The organism is Spirosoma koreense, from assembly GCF_054777875.1.
On record NZ_BAAHAC010000005.1, the window covers coordinates 468066 to 488394 of the forward strand.

General features: G+C 51.0%; 12 protein-coding genes. 7 read left to right on the forward strand and 5 right to left on the reverse strand.

Annotated features, from left to right (window positions below; all coding sequences use genetic code 11):
* Positions 1-378: 378 nt before the first annotated feature.
* Entirely contained in the window at positions 379-4851 is a 4473-nt protein-coding gene (locus tag ACYVC2_RS07740) for a beta strand repeat-containing protein (protein WP_461101730.1), read from the forward strand.
* A 74-nt stretch (positions 4852-4925) separates the two neighbouring features.
* Positions 4926-5993 (forward strand): T9SS type A sorting domain-containing protein, encoded by a 1068-nt coding sequence (locus tag ACYVC2_RS07745; RefSeq protein ID WP_461101731.1) that lies wholly within the window; start codon positions 4926-4928, stop codon positions 5991-5993.
* A 346-nt stretch (positions 5994-6339) separates the two neighbouring features.
* Here the strand turns inward: ACYVC2_RS07745 and ACYVC2_RS07750 are convergent, their stop codons facing one another.
* Positions 6340-6807: an FKBP-type peptidyl-prolyl cis-trans isomerase gene (locus tag ACYVC2_RS07750; protein ID WP_461101732.1), complete on the reverse strand. Its 468-nt coding sequence runs from the start codon at positions 6805-6807 to the stop codon at positions 6340-6342.
* 185 nt (positions 6808-6992) lie between these two features.
* Here ACYVC2_RS07750 and ACYVC2_RS07755 point away from each other — a divergent pair, with 185 nt between their 5' ends.
* Positions 6993-7118 carry a hypothetical protein gene (locus ACYVC2_RS07755; RefSeq protein WP_461101733.1) on the forward strand — a complete coding sequence of 42 codons (126 nt, stop codon included), beginning with the start codon at positions 6993-6995 and terminating at the stop codon, positions 7116-7118.
* A gap of 199 nt (positions 7119-7317) precedes the next feature.
* Entirely contained in the window at positions 7318-9696 is a 2379-nt protein-coding gene (locus ACYVC2_RS07760) for a gliding motility-associated C-terminal domain-containing protein (RefSeq protein WP_461101734.1), read from the forward strand.
* A gap of 8 nt (positions 9697-9704) precedes the next feature.
* Here the strand turns inward: ACYVC2_RS07760 and ACYVC2_RS07765 are convergent, their stop codons facing one another.
* Positions 9705-10625, reverse strand: coding sequence for a hypothetical protein (locus ACYVC2_RS07765; protein ID WP_461101735.1), 921 nt, complete (start codon positions 10623-10625; stop codon positions 9705-9707).
* A 222-nt stretch (positions 10626-10847) separates the two neighbouring features.
* Between ACYVC2_RS07765 and ACYVC2_RS07770 the strand changes: the two genes are divergently transcribed.
* The gene (locus tag ACYVC2_RS07770; RefSeq protein WP_461102319.1) at positions 10848-11087 is read left to right on the forward strand and encodes a hypothetical protein; all 240 of its coding nucleotides are present in this window, start codon (positions 10848-10850) and stop codon (positions 11085-11087) included.
* A 45-nt stretch (positions 11088-11132) separates the two neighbouring features.
* On the opposite strand, the gene ACYVC2_RS07775 is transcribed toward ACYVC2_RS07770, so the two are convergent.
* The 3 genes from ACYVC2_RS07775 to ACYVC2_RS07785 all read right to left on the reverse strand — a co-directional run bounded on the left by ACYVC2_RS07775 (position 11133) and on the right by ACYVC2_RS07785 (position 17743).
* On the reverse strand, positions 11133-13664 hold the full coding sequence (locus tag ACYVC2_RS07775; RefSeq protein ID WP_461101736.1) for a DUF5686 and carboxypeptidase-like regulatory domain-containing protein: 2532 nt from the start codon (positions 13662-13664) through the stop codon (positions 11133-11135).
* A gap of 304 nt (positions 13665-13968) precedes the next feature.
* On the reverse strand, positions 13969-14685 hold the full coding sequence (locus tag ACYVC2_RS07780) for a DUF4440 domain-containing protein (protein ID WP_461101737.1): 717 nt from the start codon (positions 14683-14685) through the stop codon (positions 13969-13971).
* 235 nt (positions 14686-14920) lie between these two features.
* Positions 14921-17743, reverse strand: a complete 2823-nt coding sequence (locus ACYVC2_RS07785; RefSeq protein WP_461101738.1) for a TonB-dependent receptor — start codon at positions 17741-17743, stop codon at positions 14921-14923.
* Positions 17744-18019: 276 nt separating this feature from the next.
* Here ACYVC2_RS07785 and ACYVC2_RS07790 point away from each other — a divergent pair, with 276 nt between their 5' ends.
* Positions 18020-19480 (forward strand): hypothetical protein, encoded by a 1461-nt coding sequence (locus ACYVC2_RS07790; protein ID WP_461101739.1) that lies wholly within the window; start codon positions 18020-18022, stop codon positions 19478-19480.
* Between the two features lie 41 nt (positions 19481-19521).
* The gene (locus tag ACYVC2_RS07795) at positions 19522-20205 is read left to right on the forward strand and encodes a glycosyltransferase family 2 protein (protein ID WP_461101740.1); all 684 of its coding nucleotides are present in this window, start codon (positions 19522-19524) and stop codon (positions 20203-20205) included.
* The last annotated feature ends 124 nt before the right edge of the window (positions 20206-20329 follow it).

A 20329-nucleotide genomic window follows, 5' to 3' on the forward strand; every position in this document is an offset into this window, starting at 1 on the left:
TCCTATTCCTGTCGTTGCCGCAACATATGTGATATATTCCATGCGTTAGTGGATTTGCAAGTATATAAACTATCTTCTTTTGTTAATAAAATTATAGTAAAAGCTACGTTTAATAAATTTAGGACTGTTCATAAAAGCCAATCCATGCAATTAATCGTATACTTATCGGCGTTTTTGTCTTCAAAATGGTAAGATATGGTAAAGAAACTTAATTGATGAGGAGAATTAGTATCTAATTAACGGTAAACAAAGCTTCTTTTATTGAGTTAAGTTGGCATTTTAAGAAGTGCCAATTTATAAATAACAAAAGAGGTATATACAAATTACTATTTACTTTAACATAATCAACAATTAGTTCACTTTAAATCGGCGTCTTTTATGGAACGAATGTACCCCTCTTTTTCAGCACGGGCTCAGCTTAACTTACTCTCCTGGGGTATGTTTTGCGCGTTGTTGCTCGGCATTACCCAAGTGTTTGGTCAGGACAGCCAGTTAAGCTGTAACACGTTTACAGCTACCAACTGGGTATCACCTGCCTTTTCGCTCACGGCAACCGGATGGACTAACCCGGGTAATACCATCAACAGCACCACGTCTGATTATGCTAATACAAATAGTACTTCCGCCATCCTGCGGATTGGGGACCCGACAAACACGTATATCAATTCCGGGACTTCGGTAAGTGGTTACTATATCAATGTCCATGTTGGAAGGCCTGGCTTAACAGCAGGCGGCAATGTTACGGTAAGAACGTATTCAGGAACCACGCTGCAGGAAACATACACGACTAATGTCGATGGTGGGCTGGGCGATACGGAAGGCAACATAGGATTTTATACATCGAAGGCTTTCAATTCGTTACAAATTCAAAATGGCACCACAAACACTATACGTGTTTATTATGTGTCATTACAGAAGTTCTGTAAACCTACCCTTAACTGCAATACACTCACCTCTATAACCCGGCCTAACTTCGTGCCTGTGGTCAATGCTGACCACACGGGCGCTACCGGGGGAGTGTTTGTAACTACGGGGTTTTCAAATGACAATGTCGTTGATAACGACCCAACTTCTGTAGCGACGTTTACGCCAATTTTAACGCTGGCTGGTAGTGTCAGTTTAGCCGTAAAAGATCAAGTTAACGATTTCACTCCCCAGACGTTTGTAGGATTTGATATCTCCAACGCAACCCTGCTGGGGGTAAACATAGGGAGCAGCATCAGTTTTAAAACTTACCTGGACGGCCAGCCGGCTGAAACGATTTCTGGTACTTCCTTACTTGTATCCGCTCCTCTCGCTAGCAGTACGGGCCGGCAAACCGTGGGCTTTGTCGCTAATCAAGCCTTCGATGAGATTCAAATTATTTTTAGTCAGGGAGCCGGTGCCAGTATTGGTACGACAACAATATACAATGCCGTCATCAAGCGATTCTGCGAGAACCCGACGGCATTAGCCTGCAACACCTATACGCCACTGAACCAGGCAGTCGACCCGATTGCACTGGACGGAGCGAATACGGGTATTACCGGAACCTGCGTCGGCTGTAGTATCGTCGATGCCTCAAACGTCATCGATGGTAATGCCAGTACAGCCGCTACGATTGCTTCGCTGGCCAGCGTCAGTGCTGTGGCTTCGATTGCGGTTAAAAATCAGCTCCAGACTTATCCCTCTAACACGTACGTGGGCTTCGATGTGCAGACCAACACCTTAGTCGCTCTTGACCTGTTGGGTGGTATTTCTATCACTTTATATAGCAGCGGTAGTGCCGTGCAGACATTGACCGGCTCAAATTTATTGCTGGGCGTATCGGCGGTTACGGGCGGAACGAGCCGGCAACTGATTGGTGGAGTTTCTTCGGTGGCCTTCGACGAAGCGAAAATTTCGTTTACCAAAACCGGCGCTGATCTCGGAACAACCTCTGTATTCGGTATTTCGGTCAAGCGGTTCTGCGCAAACAACGCGGAGTTTGCCTGTAACACTTACACACCGCTTAATGAGAGCAGCTATCCGATTGCGATCAATCCGGCGAATACAGGCATCACCGGCACCTGCGTGGGCTGTAACGTGAACAATGCGCAGAATGTCATCGACGGTGACGCCAACACGGCGGCAACTATTGCTTCACTGGCTAGTGTGAGCGCTGTGGCCTCGATTTCGGTTAGGAACCAGCTACAGACCTACCCGGCCAATACCTTCGTAGGCTTCGATGTGCAGACCAATACCTTAGCGTCCGCCAATTTACTGGGTGCCATTACAATTACCTTATATAATAGTGGCACGGTAGTTCAGACCCTGACGGGCCCAAGTCTATTTCTGGGGGTATCGGCGGTTACGGGGGGAACAAGCCGGCAACTGATTGGTCTGGTATCCAGCGCTACCTTCAACGAAGCGAAAATTTCATTCACCAAAACCGGTGCCGATCTGGGAACAACCTCTGTGTATGGCATTTCGATCAAGCGGTTCTGCACAGGACCTGCCCTGGCCTGTAACACCCAGACGGTTCTAGACGAAGCGGTCTATCCAGTAGCCATTGATCCGGCCAATACGGGTATTACCGGAACCTGCGTTAACTGTAGCATCGCTAATGCATCGAACGTAATCGATTCGTTCACGGCAACGGCTGCAACCATCAATACCACCGGAGGAGTCAATTACACAGCGACCATCGGGGTTAAAAATCAATTAGAAACGTATCCGGTCAACACCTTTGCTGGTTTCGATGTAGAAACCACGACGTTACTATCGGCTGATTTATTCGGGAGTGTAACCATTACCCTGTATAACAATGGCTCAGCTGTACAATCGGCAACGGGTAGTAATCTAATCCTGGGTGCTTCTACCGATATATTAACCGGAACAGGGAATAGTCGGCAGGTTATCGGGATCGTGTCTACAGTTCCAGCCTTTAATGAAATTAAAATCAGTTTTTCGAAGTTCGGAACAATCGATTTAGGAACAACGTACGTATATAGTGCTGTCGTACAGAAAGCCTGCGCTACGCCAATCGTCTGTAATTCAACCTACTACCTGGCTAATCCGGCTTTCCCAACGGTGATTAACCCGGCCAGAACAGGGGTTACCGATGGAGTTTGTGTAGCCTGCGCCGTACAAAACCCTGGAAATGTGATCAGTCCGTCGACGACTGACTTCGCCAGAATCCAGAGTGCAGTAGGAGCTGCAGCTACAACGGGGCTTTCTGTATACGATCCGTTAGATACTTATCCGGCCGGATCGTACGCTGGTTTCGTGGTGAAAAAGAACAATTTTCCGATTTCTTTAAACCTACTAGCCAATGTTACAGTTACAACGTACAATGATGGCGTGTTGCAGGAAAGTAAATCTTCAACAAATTTACTTGACTTAACCGTTTTATTTAATATTTTTGGGCCTGGGAATAATACAATATACAATATTGGCTTTGCCACTACTAAACCATTTGACGAGGTGCGACTTTCATTAGGATCTATAGTTGGCGCTCTTGATACGTACGTAGATGTTTATTCTGCGTTCGTTGATACGCGTACAGCTTATGGATCTAACTTGCTTTGTTTTAGCACCAATCCCGACTTCGCGGTTACAAATAAGAATGTTTCAGTTTCGGGAAGTTTGAAAACTAACGATGTGGCAGGACCAGGCACCACGTACGGATCGCCGGTTTCAACGACCAGCCCAACTGGATCGACCCCTTCTTTGGTTATCAACGCAGATGGTACGTATACATTTACGAGTGCAACGCCGGGTGTTTATGTATATCAGGTAGCGGTTTGTCCGCCAAGCCAGACAACGGCCTGCCCGACCTCTACATTCACCATTACGGTTCTCGACCCAACCATTCTGACAAACCCTCCAGTTGCTAATCCGGATTTCGTTCGTATAGCGGGCTCATCTACTACGCCCACCAGTGCGACGGTAGCAATCACTGCAAATGACGGTCCTGGCAACACGGCTGGTTCATTGAATACGCCGACCATCGTGGGTACTCCAACCAGCGGTAGTGCAACGGCTACGATCGATCCGGCTACAGGTAACCTCATATACACGCCAGCCGTTGGCTTCTACGGATCAGATCTAATCACCTATCAGGTCTGTGAAACACCGGGCGGCCTGTGTGCAACGACTCAGGTTACAGTAACTGTAAGCGCACCCGGAAGTACAACGGTGAGTATCGTTGATGACTACGTCAGTACGGTTCAGAACTTACCGATCGAGAGCAACGTGCTTTCCAACGATCAGGGAACGGGTCTGACGGTTTCTAATCCAGGAACGGTTACGGTGCCTAACGTTGGAACCCTGGTACTTACCTCGACGGGTAGCTACACTTATACTCCCGCTACCGACGTAACCGGACCCGTAACCTTTACCTATACGGCCTGCGATAATAATTCGGTATGCGGTACGGCGACCTTACACTTACTTGTAGTACCGGCTTCTGATCTGACAGCAACAATCTACGCCCGGCCGACTACAGTCAACAGCACAACGACTATCAGTGTGGTTGTTGATGTGTTCGAACTGAACTCAGTAGATACGAAAGGGGCGATTGTTCTTAAAGTAAGCAAGGACCCCAAAGTAAGCCTGAATCTGCCGGCTGGAGCAACATCGATAGGTGGCAGACCCGTACAGAACAGCGCCTGGACCCTGAGCGGGCCATCGGGTGGGTATTACACTCTGACCACCAACCAGGTGATTACAGCCGGGAATGTACTTTCATTCGGGTTGCAGGGTACCATCACGCCGGGAGCTACGTCGGGTAACCTTACGCTAAGTACTGTAGTAGTGGCCTATAGTGGTGCAGAAGGGAATTTTGAGAATAATAATGATGCTGATAAGATAGATTACTTTCAACAATAAATAAATAATTAACCATCAATCAACCAAGTGAGCCCGGCTCATATCCGGCCGGGCTCACTTAAAACCTGAAAACTATGATTAAGATTAAATTTACTCTGCTTTGGGTGTTCACTTTGTTTATGGGGGTGAGTAGCTTCGCCCAGCGGGGGTCGGACCCAGCCGTCACCAGCCGGGATTTGCAACCTGCTCCCCTGCAAAACGTCGGCTCTCCTTTTTCGATGACCTTTACCATTGGCAATAACGGTGCCGTGCCTATCTCGGGTACCAGCGCGGCCAACCGCATGAACTTCGGTATCTGTTTGAGCAAGTGCGCCCTCAATGGTGATCCCAGTGTTGCGATTACCGGACCCCTGTTGGCCTACTTCGACATCAGTATCAACCCCGTTACGGGCTGTATCGATGGCGCTCAGAAGGCTAATCTGGCCATTCCGGCAACGACTGTGTTCGATATCTACCTCTCGGCGATAGTAACCGAAGCATCTTCGACCACCACGGTCAACAACATTGGAGCCTCGTGTAACATTGCCCCTAACCCGTCGGCTAACCCCCAGCCAACCGATAACGACTTTGCCTCGATCTACACGCATACGAACGTAACCGAACTGCCGGTCTCGCTGGTAAGCTTCACAGCGAAAGCGCAGGAGGATCAGACGGTTCTGCTGAACTGGAGCACCTCTTGGGAACGGGCCAACAAAGGCTACATCGTTGAGCGCAGCAAAGATCTTAAGAGCTTTGACCAAGTGGGTCAGGTGACAGACGTGGCCGGTACCAGCAATAGCATCAACGCATACCGGTTTATCGATAACGCGCCTTTACGGGGCCGGAGCTATTACCGCCTACGGCAGGTAGACCTGAACGGCACCAGCCAGACGTTCGAGGCTAAATCAGTCGAGATTAACGGTAAGTACGGCGTTTATCCGAATCCTGTAGTGAGCCAACAGTTTACGCTGGATCTAGATGAGCCTACTACGGCAGTATTACGGTTATATAATGCGAGTGGTAGTGAACTGAGTGTTAAACAGTCGGCTCTGGAAGAAACCAAAGCTCAGGTAAGCACATCTTCGAAACTATCCGCTGGAGTTTATGTCTTAACGGTCGAAGAACGGGGTAATGTACGGAAGCACCGTATTGTAGTACAATAACTTGTACCTACAGCCACAAGACACAAACTGATTAATAACCTAAAAAGAAATAAAGTAATGACTAAGATCGCATTGAATAATCAGCATAATTCTGGAAAGAAGGCTTACCAAAGCCCTAAGCTTAAAACGTTAGGGAGCGTTAAACAACTGACGTTGAAAATTGGCTCTGTCAGCGACGGCGTAGGTCTTCACGTAGCCTAAGCTTTCTCAATGGCTCTATACGTTAAGGTCATTGCCTTACTTACGTAAGTAAGGCAATGACCTTTTTATTTTCGTTCAGTTTCAACGAAATAGCCCGGTTCTCACCAGAGAACCGGGCTATTTCGTTGAAACTGAAACGTATCGATCAATGGTGCCCACCTGGCCCGTGGACGTGTCCGTGAGCTAGTTCGTCGGGGGTAGCATCGCGTACATCGACGACTTCTACATCAAAATGGAGGTTCTGATCGGCCAGTGGGTGGTTGGCATCGACAGTGGCGGTTTCCGGCCCTACCTTCGTAACCGTAATGACCTGACCATTATTTGCTTCGAATTGCATCCCGACTTCAACTTTCTGGCCGCCAAAAGCCTGTAGCGGTACTTCCTCTACCAGTTTTGGATCACGTTTGCCGTACCCTTTTTCAGGAGCGACATCCAGCTTAAGCTTATCCCCTTTAGAGCGACCTTCCAGGCCTTCTTCCATGCCTGGAATAAGGTTTTGAGCCCCATGCAAATAATAGAGTGGATCTCTCCCCTGGCTCGAATCCAGTATATTCCCCTGGCTGTCGCGGAGGGTGTAATGGATAGCGGCTACTTTGTGTTTTGCAATATTCATACGGAAAACGGTTTCATTTTTTAATCAAACTAGCAACTCGTTAAAGTGGCTTATATTTCGACATATTTTAACGGAAATGAGTTTCATTCGTGAGTAAATAGGTGCCAATGACATGTGTCTGACCTTTCAGGAATGCCCAGCAGGAATACTAATCGGGCACTGGGTGAAATCGCTATATTTGCTTCATGAATGAGCGATTCAAATATTGGCTCAAACGAATGGGCTGGCTGGGCTTCCTGTTCTTTCTGATCAAGGGGCTGCTGTGGCTATTGATTCCATACCTGATTGCCCGCGGATTCCTGTCGAAATAACGCGCCCGGTTGAGTTGTTCCTTCCCTGGCAACTCCCTGCGGTTTTCCTGCACCCTTCCCTGGCTGGCCGGGCCATAAATACTCAGCAGTATTGATTGCGATCCAGATCAATTCGATTATATTCAATGCTGTTTTAACTATGGATGGGTAAATCGATACGGGACGGATGCGGGTACTGATTAGTGGGGATGGCTGGCCGATGAAAACAGCCATAATGATACTGGCTCTATTGGCAGGAGTCAATTGCCAGGCTACGCACATTATTGGGGGCGACATGGCCATGCAGGCTGTAGGATCGACTCCTGGGCTGTTTCGTTTGCAGCTAAATCAGTACTGGGATGAAACCAAAACCAGCTCAGGAAACCGGGACGCATCGGTTACACTGCTGATTTATCGAAAGCAAAATCCGATTCTGGTCGATTCGCTCGTTATGGATCTCCAGGAAACGCTACCACTCACATTCGATAACGCGGCCTGTGCTAGCCTGCGTCAGCTAAGCTTCACTCAGGCCCGGTATTATACCACCCATCAGTTCAATCCAGGTAAGTATACCGATCCCGGAGGGTATTACATCGTGTGGGAACGTTGCTGTCGAAACGATGCGCTGACTAATATCATCACGACGACGACCGCGGGGGCTGCGATGACGTTTTATCTGGAGTTTCCACCAATGACCAAAAGTGGTGCTCAGTTCAAAAACTCATCTCCGGACTTTCGCTTACCAAACGGCAGCTACATATGTCTCAACAAGCCGTTTACCTTCAATGTCGATGCCACCGACGCCGATGGCGATCAGCTTAAGTACAGCCTGGTAACACCGCTCAACGGGTATACAACCCGCACGGCACCCAACAGTACGAGCAATGAGCCCCGCACCAGTTACCCGACGGTTATGTGGGCGTCAGGGTATAGCCTGAATAATATTATCCCTGGCAATCCACCCCTGTCGATCAACGAAACGACGGGGCAATTAAGCGTTCGTGCCTCTCAGGAAGGGCTATATCTGTTTACCGTGCAATGTGAAGAGTTCCGGAACGGGGTTCGTATCGGTGTTATCCGTCGCGATTTTCAACTACCCGTTGTCGACTGTTCGAAAAATACCCCTCCACCGGCCGTCGTATTGGCCAATGGCAAACCGGTGTCCGAACTTACCTGGTGCAGTACACAACCGCTGGCGCTGACTGTCGAAAAGAATCCTGTATGGGCCTATCAGTGGCAAAAGGATGGCACGAACCTGCGTGGCTCTACGGCCGATACGCTTTCGGTAAAAGCCTCGGGTACCTATACCGTCGTGAAAAGTCAGGCGAACGTGTGTGCGAACGATACCATTTCGCAGGCGGTCAAGGTTTCTTTCGTTGCCAGCTCGCCGGTTAGTTTGTCACTTGTTGGATCAAAACCGTACTGCACGGGTGATACGCTGACGATTCAGGCCGGCGGGACAGCCGACGCGCAATACCGCTGGAGCCGAAATGGGACGACACTAGCTGGCGAACAGCGCGCTACGCTACGAGTTTTTCAATCGGGTTTGTATACAGTGTTTACCCAGTCCGCTTCGGCCGTGTGCGATGGTAAAGATAGCCTGACCGTAACGATGAACGCGCGCCCAGTTGTCCAGCTAACGGCATCGTCGCTGGTCTTTTGCCCGGATGATTCCGTTCAGCTGAGGGCTATCAGCAATCAAAATGATTCCCGGTTTAGCTGGCAACTCGGGACAACCCGATTGACGAGTATCATGGATAACGCCGGGCAGATAGAGGCTCGTCAGGCCGGAACCTATCAGGTGACTATAACGGCTCCGTCGGGCTGTACGGCAGCTTCACCATCACTGACGCTCACCCAATATACCCGTCCAGCGGTGCAACTGGATTCTGTCGGGCCCGTCTGCGGTACGGGTAGTCCGGCCGTGCAACTTCGCGGGCAACCAGCCGGCGGCACCTTTACGGGAGATGGTATAACGGGCAGCCAGTTCGACCCGACGGCGGCCGGTATCGGGCAGCACAAGATAACCTACACCGTCGTGTCGGGCCAGGGCTGTCGTGTCGGACAAAGTCGTTGGGTAACCGTTGTCGACGGACCGAAAGTAACCGGCCAGACTCTATACAATGTTGGGAAAGGAGGCAGTGTTCAACTGATGACCGGAGCCGATGTGCCCATCAGCAGTTACCGTTGGGAGCCGCCCGCAACCTTGTCGCAGGCCAACGTTGCCAGCCCGTTGGCGACTCCACTTGAAACGACAACCTATCAGTTGACAGCGCTCAGTGGATTGGGATGCGCTACCACATTTTCTGTATTGGTGGAAGTCTTCGAACCTTTGTATATTCCGTCTGCTTTTTCGCCTAATGCCGACGGCATGAACGACTCGTGGGTAATTCCGAACATCAGTTCATTTCCAAACTGCGAGGTGTCGATTTTCAATCGGTGGGGCGAATTGATTTACTTTTCCAAAGGATATACCCAGCCCTGGAACGGCACTTACCAGGAAACGTCGGTAACATCGGGCATTTACACCTACCAGATCCGTACGGGCGATCCGTCGGTGCCTATTACCTACCGGGGGCAGTTGACGGTTATTCACTGACGCAGCCCTCACTGCGCTATGGCCAGAATCAGACTCTGCAAATCCTGATCGATCGACCGGACAGACGACTGAAGCTGGTTAAGCATATTGGCCCGATTGTGGAGGTCGTCGGCCTGGTAATTTCCGCCCTTACCAAAATAAACCTGTTGTTGGTCGTTGGAGGTATCATTCAGCACATACGCTTCCCAGCGCTGACGAATGTTGTGGCTGATGGAGTACCGCCCTTCATTGCTGAATAATTTTTCGTTGAGCACGTACCAAACGACAGGCGGGTAGACCGCAGAATGGTTGGGCCGATACCAGATGTCGGCGAGCAGATTCCGGGGGTGGTTAACGAACACGGTACGATTCGACGAAAAAGCGGCCAGGCCACCGAAACCGGCGCTAATAACCCCGCCCCCAATACCGACCGCTTTCGTTGCCTCGTCGGCCTGAATCAGGGTTGTGGCAACGGTAGTAGCCGCACCGATGACCACCGACAGAATCGTCAGTCGCCGGATACGCCGGGTATCGCGCTGGTCCAGATAGGTAGCAATCTGATCGGCGCGTTCCCCTTCGCAATCCAGTTCGGCGGCAAAGCCCGCAATCTGCGTGGAAGCCAGCAGGAGCCGATTCAGAATCTGCTGTCGTTTCTCCAGAATCGCCAGCCGGACTTCCTGGCCAGCAAGCTGCTCCAGGGCGGTCAATTCCCGTAGCAAGGGTAAAACTCCGGTTGCATTAGCCAGCAGCAGATCGTGTTGCGTATACCGTCGGGTTAAACTGCTATCTGTTCGTAATAGCGCCTGAACCGCCGGATTCGGCAGCAAATCAGGTTTGTAATTGTATTTAACTGACGGAATGCAGTAGGTATCGGCTAAGCGGGCTAAAGGCTTAGTAGCGCTGCAGGATACGAGCGCCATCAGAAGAACACTGCCTGCAAGGAAAGTCAAAATTGATTTCATTCCACGACGTATTGCGAATACCGGTGCGTAAAACTACCGGAAAGACCAGGAGCCGCCCAATTCCTGCTGAATTTTAATAAGCTTTCGATCGCTTCCGAACAATACCCTATATCAGCGGTTAGAGCTAATACAACAGCATTAGCCGTGGACCCTGCCACGGTTCATGGCCAATGCCTTGAAACGAATCTGAACGATAAACAGAAAAACGTTATGGAAGATCAGGATAAAGAAGACATCATTCGAGCTAAACAGGCCATTTCCCCGGCGGGCCTGGGCAACCGATCAGACAGCAACGAACCGGGTAGCGAGATCGATCCTGAAGAACTGGCTCCAGACGCCCTGGAAGACGAATACATGGACGGAGATGAGCCCGCGGCCAATGTGCGTATGACGCATCCTAACCGAAATCCGAACCCCAAACCGGATATCGATAAGCCTGCTTATAGTTAAGCTATCGCTTTAATCTACCAATCAGCTACTTAGCTGGTTGGTAGATTAAAGCGATAGCCAGCCCGATACTTTGATGGCGAAGGGGGTAACCGGAACGCCCGTCCGGCCGACATTATCCCGGTAGGTAAGCCGGTGAATGGCATCGACCCGGAGCACTCTGAAAATATTGTCGATACCGTAGCCAATCTCGATATACGGTATCTTATTCAGGGAACTAAACCCTTCAACGGCCTGACCGGCGGCATTCGTAGCCGGAATCATGGCCAGGTTGCTGGCCGTAACACTGCCCGTCAGTACTTTGGCTGTGATGAGTTCGCGCCACTTGAGCTGGCGAAGCAGCGGGACCCGGTTAAAGAACAGGCCACCGAAATTGTGTTCCCACTGCACCGAAGCCCAGCGGTCGCAGATGAACTCGAAATAATTCATCAGATTATAGGCATTTCCGACGTAAAACGACGACTCGTTGCCCAGGGGCGTGTACAGCAGCGGATAAGGAACCGTGGCCGGAATGATACCTGCATCGAATGAGTAGTACGAGCGTCCCAGAATGCCCATCCGGAAGGAGTGCTTCATGCCTACTGCAATTCGCTGGTAGGCAAAATCGCCACCCATCAGGTTCCGAAGGCCGAGGGTATAGCGCAGGGTGTAAATCGGTTTGCGAACGGCCCCTGCACTGACGCGCACATTGTCATTCTGAAGCATGACCTCGTCGGGCGCAAAGCGGGTTTCCGAAATCAGCTCCGTGGTTTGGTAGATGCTCCGTACGGTCTGATTGTCGTCTTTTGCCTGGGGCTGAAACGCAAACGGAAACAACGGTTCGAACCCCCGGCTCCGCAAAGCCAGTGTCTGGGTGAACCCCCGGCCCATTTCCCGGCGGATGTAAAACAGGTTTTCTTCCTGAAAATAAGGCCGACGAATGGTGCCGAAGCGGGAATAAGCCGCAAACAGCGAATTGTTGCCGATGTTATCCGCCGATACGCCAATACGTTCCAGGTCGTAGGTGTGCCGGTAGCCCATTACAGTCCAGGGTTTTCGGCTCAAAATATAGTCGACGCTAAGACTGTATTTGAACTGCTGATCCAGAGTGCCGTAGGCCAGGTAGCCGCTGAGCAACCATTTGCGGCTAAAACCCGTGTTGGTGCGCAAACCCAGCCGGAACCGGTTGCCCTCGATGTTATTATTAGCGTAGGAATACAGAATCGGCCCCAGATCGATATTGAGCTTACCCAACGGTTTATAGCCTAGTACGCCGATCTTGATTATTTCGCCCGCTACTTTCATAAACGGCACGTTCCGAACCGAATCGACGACCCGCATGGCCCGCCATTCGTTTGGTGAAAGGGAATCGGGTCGAACGCTTTGCCAGAAAGCCGCGTCGGCTTCGCGGTAGTTGTCCGACAATTCGATGGATGGGCTATAAAAACCAATGTCTTTCGGCTCGTTGCCGGTGATGTGGCTGGCTTTAGCAAAAAACCGAATGATCGCTCCCGGCGAACGGGGGAGGGGCTGGTCGGTGTCGATGGTTACCTGCGTCTGCGTCGGAAAGTGCAGGCCCGAAGGCAAAATTTCCCATTCCTGCTCCATGCGCAGCTCTTCGACAAAATTGATATTGGCGCGTTTATCGACCCGGGCATCTATTTTACTGAGCGCTTTCGCCAGCGTATCGATCCAGACCGTTCCGGTAAATGCCAGATCGGTAGCTCGTTTGGGCGTAAATTCAATTTCATAACAGACCGTTTCGCCCAGCGCCACGGTGTCCTTCATCCGGAACGTGTAAACCGTTTCCCACTGCTTACCAATCGGCGATGGAATATCTTTCTGAAAGACAAAAAGTGAGTTTCGGTAAAAATTATACTGCTGGAAAGATGCCCCGGTCAACTGCGAGATGAGTCCGCCATCGCTCACGCCTACGCCTGTTACCCGCGACTTTTGTACGAATTCCTTGATCTTATCGGGGTTACTGCGGGCGTAAAAATTCGAGAAGGTTTCCGACACAAACACTGGAATGGCGGGCTGGCCGTTCTCGTCGGTTATGGCCGGGAGTTTACCCAGTAAGCGGGCAATAGGACCTCCTTTTCGTTTGCTGGTGCGTTTCTGGGCGAAGTTATTGATATACCCTTCGATCTTGGTGTAGCTGTCGTACTGATACGCCTGAAGCTGGGCCGGGTTGAACTGATCCCGACGCCGTACCACTTCGCGGAGGACCCGATAAGCCGGATCCCCACCTTTAGCGTATACTTTCACTTCCTGCAGTTTGGTTGCTGCCGCCCGCAGCTGCGCATCGATAACCTGCGTAGCAAGCTCCAGGATCGGGTAGGAACGTGTGCCGTAGCCTAAGCTCAGAACCACCAGCGAGTCGGATAATTGCTTAATGCGCAAGGAATAACGCCCGTCTGCATCCGATGTCGTACCCGTCGGCTGACCTTTGACGGCGATGCTGGCAAACGGTATTCCTTCACCCGTTGCGGCATCGGTTACGCGTCCCGAAATGGTATAGTTGGTCTGACCCATTGCCGTCAGTAAACAGGCAATGAACAGCAAACAGGCCAGACTTATTTTTCGTAAAAAATGATTCATTTAGGCAGTGAAACGGGACTCACGAATGGCTAACTTATAAATAGTCAATAGAGTTTACTAGTTGAGCCAAAACCGAGAAAAATCTAACTGTTTAGTCGGTAAATGATAGATTCAGGAAAACGGCGCTAGTAGCCGGCTCAGGCCACTAAAGCCTGTATCGACCATACGCCTGACCGAGCTGTTTTGTGGCAAACTCCGAACGTTTCAGGAATAGAGTCTATGCCCCGAACCGTCACTTATGACCCGATAAATCACAGAGAGTAACAAGCCAGAATGATGAATAAAGACCCTAAAAAGTGCGGATTTATTGAACCGCCGGATACGCTTGCTGAGCGGCCACAATTTTCCATTTGCGCCCCTGTTCTTTCAGCACGTGCGTATAAACCGACGGGGTTTTGGTGAGCGAGCTTGTAGACGTACCCCGTACAATAATTAGTTGATCATCAATGGCTTCAGCCTTATCGACTTTGGCTGTAACGGTCTCGGCTGTTGTGCGTTTCAGCAGATTCTGCTGAATATCCGATCCGTGCAGAACCGTTCCGGCTTCGGTCGTCAGGGAGGTCTTGGGCGGCATTAGGGTGGCCAGAGCAGCCGTATCGCCCTTGCTGTATGCAGTGGCGTAGGCCAGTTCGACAGACCGGGCAATCGAATCGACTTTAGCCTGTGGCATCGGTTCGTCTTTAGGGGCATCCTTCCTAAACAGGTTTTTTCCGGCATTGGCCAGTTTGTCGAAAATGGGGACATCGAAGCCAATGCCAGCGGCAAATAGCAGCACCACGATGACGGGAAGAATGAGTTCTTTCTGAAGACCACCCGTCCGGCGATTTTTTGAATAACCAACCAGCGACGGCCAGTTGTTGACGATATGAAAGACGGCCGCCATAAAAAACAGGATACCGAACCAGGCGTGGGTATGTTCGACGATATGAGAACCCTGCCCAAAATAAATTAAAAGGCCAGTAGTAGCGAGCACTACAAATACGGCTGCAACGGATAAACTAACCAGGTTTTTAGGTTTCATAGACAGATGGGTTGTAAATGTGTTTGAATGGATTAAATAAAGGACAATTATAAGGAGTACATTGTTCAGTCTCAGCCTTTTGGCGATAAGTTGTGCTACGGTTGCTATTCGTATCATCGAAACCGTAGCACGACTCATAACGAAAGCTCTGAAACTTCTGACTGCCAAAAAAATCCCTCCGGCAATGCCGGAGGGATTTCCCACCTAATCTTAAAAATCCGATTTTAAATTCTTTTTACTGACGTCCACCACCTGAGCGACCACCGCCACCTGAGCGTCCACCACGTCCGCCCGACGGCGACGACTGCTGTTGCTGCTGGCCGCCGTTGTCGTTGCCGCCGTTGTCATCACTTTTTAGATCATCGTCAACCGAGCGCCGACGCTTCTGCGGCTGATCGAAACTCATCTTGCCCAGTTTGTAGCTGAACGTGAGCCGTACCCCGGCGTTGTAGAAGCTAGTCTGACTGTTCTGCGTCAGGATGGGCGAAGACAGCTCGCCTTTCTGCGTGAACGGATGGTTGAGGAAGTTTTCGCCGGCAAGCCCCAGGCTCGCTTTCTTGTTATTGAACTCTTTCCGAACCCCGAGGCTGTAGAAATACATGCTGCTCTGATAGCCCTGCAATTGCACCTGGTTACCACGCCCACCGCCGAAGAGCTGGAAGCCCCAGCCATTGCTGAGCGACAGACTGCTCTGAATCCGGCCACCGATTACCCAGCCCGAATTGGAAGCCGAATAAACCGGGTTGGCGTTGTTGTTGTTCAGCGTGACGTGATAAACGTCGATTCCACCACCCAGTTGCAGTTTGGAGAACAGCGTGCCGTTTCCGAAGAGGTTAAGCCCAACGGCGTCTTCATGACCTACGTTCTGGTAAGTCGTACGAATTACCTGCTGCAGCACCGGGTTGGTTACATCGCCGAAGCTTTGCTGCGACACATCACGAACTCCCGTGATTTCATTGTTTGTCCGGCGGGCAAACAAGGATGCGTTCAGGTAAACCCCTTTGATGTTGCCGCTGGTGCTGAACTCCACGTTATCGGTCAGTTCAGGCGACAGATACGGGTTACCGATGGTGATGTTGGTCGGGTTCGAAGAGTTGATGTTCGGGTTCAGAAACTGAATACCCGGCCGTTGAATCCGGCGGTTGTAAGCCAGTTTGATAATCCGGCCACCTTTCAGGCTTTTCGAGATGTTAACACTCGGTACCAGATTACCATAGTCCGGAATGTTCGTCAGCTGCCCCGCCGATTCGTTGCTGAACTTCGCATCGATGAACGTGTACTCATAACGCGCCCCGGCTTTGATCGTGTATTTACTTTTCGTCGTCAGGGTGTACGATAAATAAGTAGCGGCAATGTTCTGGTCATAGAACAGGGTATTTCCCAGGCGAGTCGGATCGACCACAAAATCGCCTTCTCCGCTCGACACGTAGTACTGATATTCGCTGTTTACCTGACGGAACGTGCCTTTTGCCCCGAACTCGATGAGCTGGTTGTTCTTGATCGGCGTCTGGTAATCGAGTTGCAGGGTCGACTGCTGGTTGTAACTGTAGTTGTCGTTTTTCTGCCGCGACGCAATCGTCTGGAAATCAGCATTGCTCAGAATGTCCGCGATGAAATTATTCGTCCGGTTGTTCCGGCTGTAGAGCGCCATAATGCTCAGCTCACGCTGGGGCTTGTACGTCCGGGTGTAGGTCACGTTGGCGTCGATCGTTCCTGATAAGTCCTTCGTATCGACGTTCCGGTTGTTGATGATCGGGAAGTAACCGGTCGGGGTCGTCGTCTGGGTCAGCAGGTTATTCTGTTGCTGAAGACCATTGCGGGCGCCATAGCGGATGCTGGCCGTCAGCGACGTGTTCTTGTCAATGTCATAATCCCAGCCTAGTTGGTAGTTACCGAACAGACGTTGGCTCAGAGTATTGGCCGTCTGGACCGTTCGGGTAAAGGGAGAGAATGTGTTGGTCGCCTGATCATACGTCCGGGTGCTCTGGTCGTTCATGAACGAGCCTTTTACATTGTATTCGGCCCGGCCAAACCCACCGAGCGAAAAGCCCATTTTGCCAACCCGGTAGTTGCCGTTTACGCCCAGGTTGCTCCCCCGGTTACCGACACCGCCGTTTAGGTCGAGGGTAGCGCCCTGCAGGGTGTTTTTCTTGGTTACGATGTTGATGATCCCGGCTGATCCTTCTGCATCGTACTTAGCGGATGGACTGGTGATCACTTCCACAGTTTTGATCATATCGGCCGGAATCTGCTTCAGCGCGTCGGCTACGCTGCTAGCGACAATCGTACTGGGTTTGTTGTTGATCAGTACCGTGACGTTGCTGCTACCGCGCAGGCTGACGTTCCCGTCCAGATCGACCGAGAGCATCGGCACTTTCCGCATGATATCGGTGGCATCGCCCCCTTTGGCCGTAATGTCTTTATCGGCGTTGTACACCAGCCGGTCCACTTTCTCTTCGATCATAGCTGCCTGACCTACGACGTTTACCTCTCTCAGCGTCCGAATGTCGGCCGTCAGTTTGATCGTGCCCAGGTTGATGTCACTGCCTTTATCGACGGTGATGATGCTACTGCGCTTGTCTTTATAACCGATGAAGGTGTACAGAACCCGGTATTTGCCCGGCGCCAGCCTGGGCATCGTAAACTTCCCGTTGGCGTCGGCCGTCGTTCCGTTGATGGGTTTGTTGGTTGCCGTACTGATCAACGCAATGGTTGCAAACTCGACGGGCTTGCTGGTAGTCGAATCGATGAGTATACCGCTGATTTTGGCGTTTCCGCGGGCGAGCGGTTCCGACTCAGAAGGCGTGGGAGCCGATTGCGGCTGCACACTGGGTGCTGATGGATCCGGGATGACACTTTGCCCACCGGGTGCCGTAAAAGTGGTTGGGCTCGTTGCAGCGGGCGTCGTACCGAACGGGTCGGGTACGGCCGCAGGTGGAGGAGCCACTGGTGTCGGGGCTGTCGTGTTGCCCGGCGCGGGAGTCGTAGTAGGGGCCGACACCTGAGCCAACGATACAGTAGAGCTAACGATGAGTAAAGATAAGATAAACGCTTTCATGGGAATTTTAAAATTAGTGATTCAAAGGTGCGATAGCGGGTCCGGAGTGGAAAAACTATCTGGCCGAATGCCGATTTTTGGTTGCCGAATACAGAAAATACGGTCGGGAAGAAAAAGGGATAATTCGTTTACTGCGAGTAGCTACAACTTTCTCAGGCCGGTCCGTTACTCCGTTTGCGGTGGATAAAAAGCCGCTGGTTCGGATAGGTGCCTTGTTGGTAAACCAGTACCTTTGCCCGGTAATACGCACCATTCGATGCACTGTTTCGGGTTTATATGACGCGGTTGTTTTTGTTTTTAGCTTGTTTCTGTCCTGTTTTCTTTCTGTTTGCCTATAATTCCGGGTACGGCTACGACGCCTATGAATACCTGATCATCGCCCGGTCGCTCGACCGGGGGCATGCGCTCTACGATTTCATTCCGACAAAATCGTATCTGCTGTATTCGTCAACGAATGTCTTGCTGAAGCTGTTGGGTGGGTACAATCACGTGAGCATTTCGGCGTTGATTACGCTGCTGGCTGCGGGTGTACTGGTTTCAACCTGGTGTGCCGCCCGATTGTTTAGCGAGCGGGCAGCTCTGGTGGCGGTAGGGCTGACGGCCGCCTGCTGCTGTTTCATGGAAATGAATTTTCTGGAGCCTGAAAGCTGGATTGCCCTCTTTGGACTGAATGCTTTTACGCTGGTAATCAGCCGCAATGGATACCCCTGGTGGCGGTGGCTCGGAGCCGGATTGTTGCTGGGCCTGGCCATGTGTTTCAAGAGCGTAGCCGCCTTCTATGTAGCGGGTTTCGGGGCCTTTATTGGCCTGCTCTGGCTAACGGGCCGGCTGACGTTCTGGCCCATGGTCGGCCGGGGAATGCTGGTACTACTGGGCTTTTTCGTTCCACTGGGGCTGTCGGCTTTGTATTTCTATGCTACGGGGCGCCTGGAGGAACACCTCGAATGGACGTATATTTATCCGTTTGGCGGGTACCCCTCGCACACTCTGTTCCTGACCAAATTTCTGATCAAGCTGAGCTGGCTGCTCCTATTGCTGCTGATCTCGGCGGTGCTGGTCTGGCAGCGCCCTTACCGAACGCTGTATCAGAAAACACCCGCGCTCTGGCTGGTGCTCATCCTGGCCGCTTTCGCAAGCATCGCCATGCTGAAAACCCAGGCCAGCCATTATTTCTTTCCGGCAGCGGTTTTTCTATCGCTCCACCTGGGCTTCCTGGCCGATCAATGGCTCTCTCACCAGTTTTCACAACGGCAGGGAACTTCCCGCGGATTGATAATCGGGGGTGTAGTGGCACTTTTGCTGGTCATTACCAGTTTGCTATTATATCGTCCTGCAGCGGCCCGACGCCTGATCAGCCTGACCGACTACGGATGGGAAAAAGAAACCGGCGAATTCATTCGTCAGTTGACCGGACCGACCGGAAAAGCGCTCATTATTGACAATGCCATGAACCTATATTTTGTGTCGGATCGGGAGCCCAACGTTCCGTTCATCCACACCGAAATGCAGACCACCCATTACATTAAATCTCATCCGGATACCTACGGCCGGGCGCTGGCCGATACGAATCTGAAACTGGTCATTTTTGGCAATCGGTCGAGCATTATCGACGATAGTACTACGGTAAATCAACCTGCCAACGCGTATGCCCTTCGGCAGTTGCGGGCAGGTCTGAACGCTCATTTTGTGCCTGTAGATAATCCGGACTTTGGCATGCGGTACTGGCTGCGGAAGTAAACACGCCAGGGTTGGGTTGTTTTTCGCTTATCTTTGTTTTTATGTTACTATCTGTTTTGATTCCCGCTTACAACGAGATTAAGTCCATTGATACGTTACTCGAAAAAGTCCAGGCTGTACCGGTAAACAAAGAAATTATCATCGTCGATGACGGCTCAACCGATGGCACCCGCGACCGACTGGCCACGTACCAATCCGTTCCTAACGTGAAGGTGATTTATCACGAACATAACCAGGGGAAAGGGGCGGCTATTCGTACGGCTATTCAGCACATGACCGGTGACATTGCCATTGTGCAGGATGCCGACCTGGAGTATGAACCACAGGACTACCGGGCGCTTATTCAGCCGATTATTGATGGAAAAGAAAAAGTAGTTTATGGCTCGCGGTTTCTCAATCGGGAAAACCGCCATTCGTACATGAGCTTTTACATTGGTGGACAGGTCGTTACATTCCTGGCCAATATCCTTTACAATCAGCGGCTTACCGACGAGCCTACCTGCTATAAAGTGTTCGAAACCAACTTTCTGCGCTCCATTCCGCTCGAATGCACGCGGTTCGAGTTTTGCCCGGAGGTAACAGCCAAGGTAGCCAAACGGGGTATCCGCATCAAAGAGCTGCCCATCAGTTACTACCCACGTTCGATTGCCGAAGGAAAGAAAATTTCCTGGTTCGATGGCCTCGAAGCCATCTGGGTGCTGCTCCGATACCGGGTTTTCAAATAACGTTAATCTGGGTATTTTTTAGATAACTAATTTATTAGCAGCTGTTTAGCAGGTTTTTTTTATCATCCCGGCAAAGGAGGGATCTTAATTTTCCCCAATTCTCTAGTAAGGATATCTCAAGATC

Coding starts and splice junctions, on each gene's coding strand:
- ACYVC2_RS07740 (WP_461101730.1), top strand. CDS start 379: ATGGAACGAATGTACCCCTCTTTTTCAGCACGGGCTCAGCTTAACTTA.
- ACYVC2_RS07745 (WP_461101731.1), top strand. CDS start 4,926: ATGATTAAGATTAAATTTACTCTGCTTTGGGTGTTCACTTTGTTTATG.
- ACYVC2_RS07750 (WP_461101732.1), bottom strand. CDS start 6,807: ATGAATATTGCAAAACACAAAGTAGCCGCTATCCATTACACCCTCCGC.
- ACYVC2_RS07755 (WP_461101733.1), top strand. CDS start 6,993: ATGAATGAGCGATTCAAATATTGGCTCAAACGAATGGGCTGGCTGGGC.
- ACYVC2_RS07760 (WP_461101734.1), top strand. CDS start 7,318: ATGAAAACAGCCATAATGATACTGGCTCTATTGGCAGGAGTCAATTGC.
- ACYVC2_RS07770 (WP_461102319.1), top strand. CDS start 10,848: ATGGAAGATCAGGATAAAGAAGACATCATTCGAGCTAAACAGGCCATT.
- ACYVC2_RS07775 (WP_461101736.1), bottom strand. CDS start 13,664: ATGAATCATTTTTTACGAAAAATAAGTCTGGCCTGTTTGCTGTTCATT.
- ACYVC2_RS07780 (WP_461101737.1), bottom strand. CDS start 14,685: ATGAAACCTAAAAACCTGGTTAGTTTATCCGTTGCAGCCGTATTTGTA.
- ACYVC2_RS07785 (WP_461101738.1), bottom strand. CDS start 17,743: ATGAAAGCGTTTATCTTATCTTTACTCATCGTTAGCTCTACTGTATCG.
- ACYVC2_RS07790 (WP_461101739.1), top strand. CDS start 18,020: ATGACGCGGTTGTTTTTGTTTTTAGCTTGTTTCTGTCCTGTTTTCTTT.
- ACYVC2_RS07795 (WP_461101740.1), top strand. CDS start 19,522: ATGTTACTATCTGTTTTGATTCCCGCTTACAACGAGATTAAGTCCATT.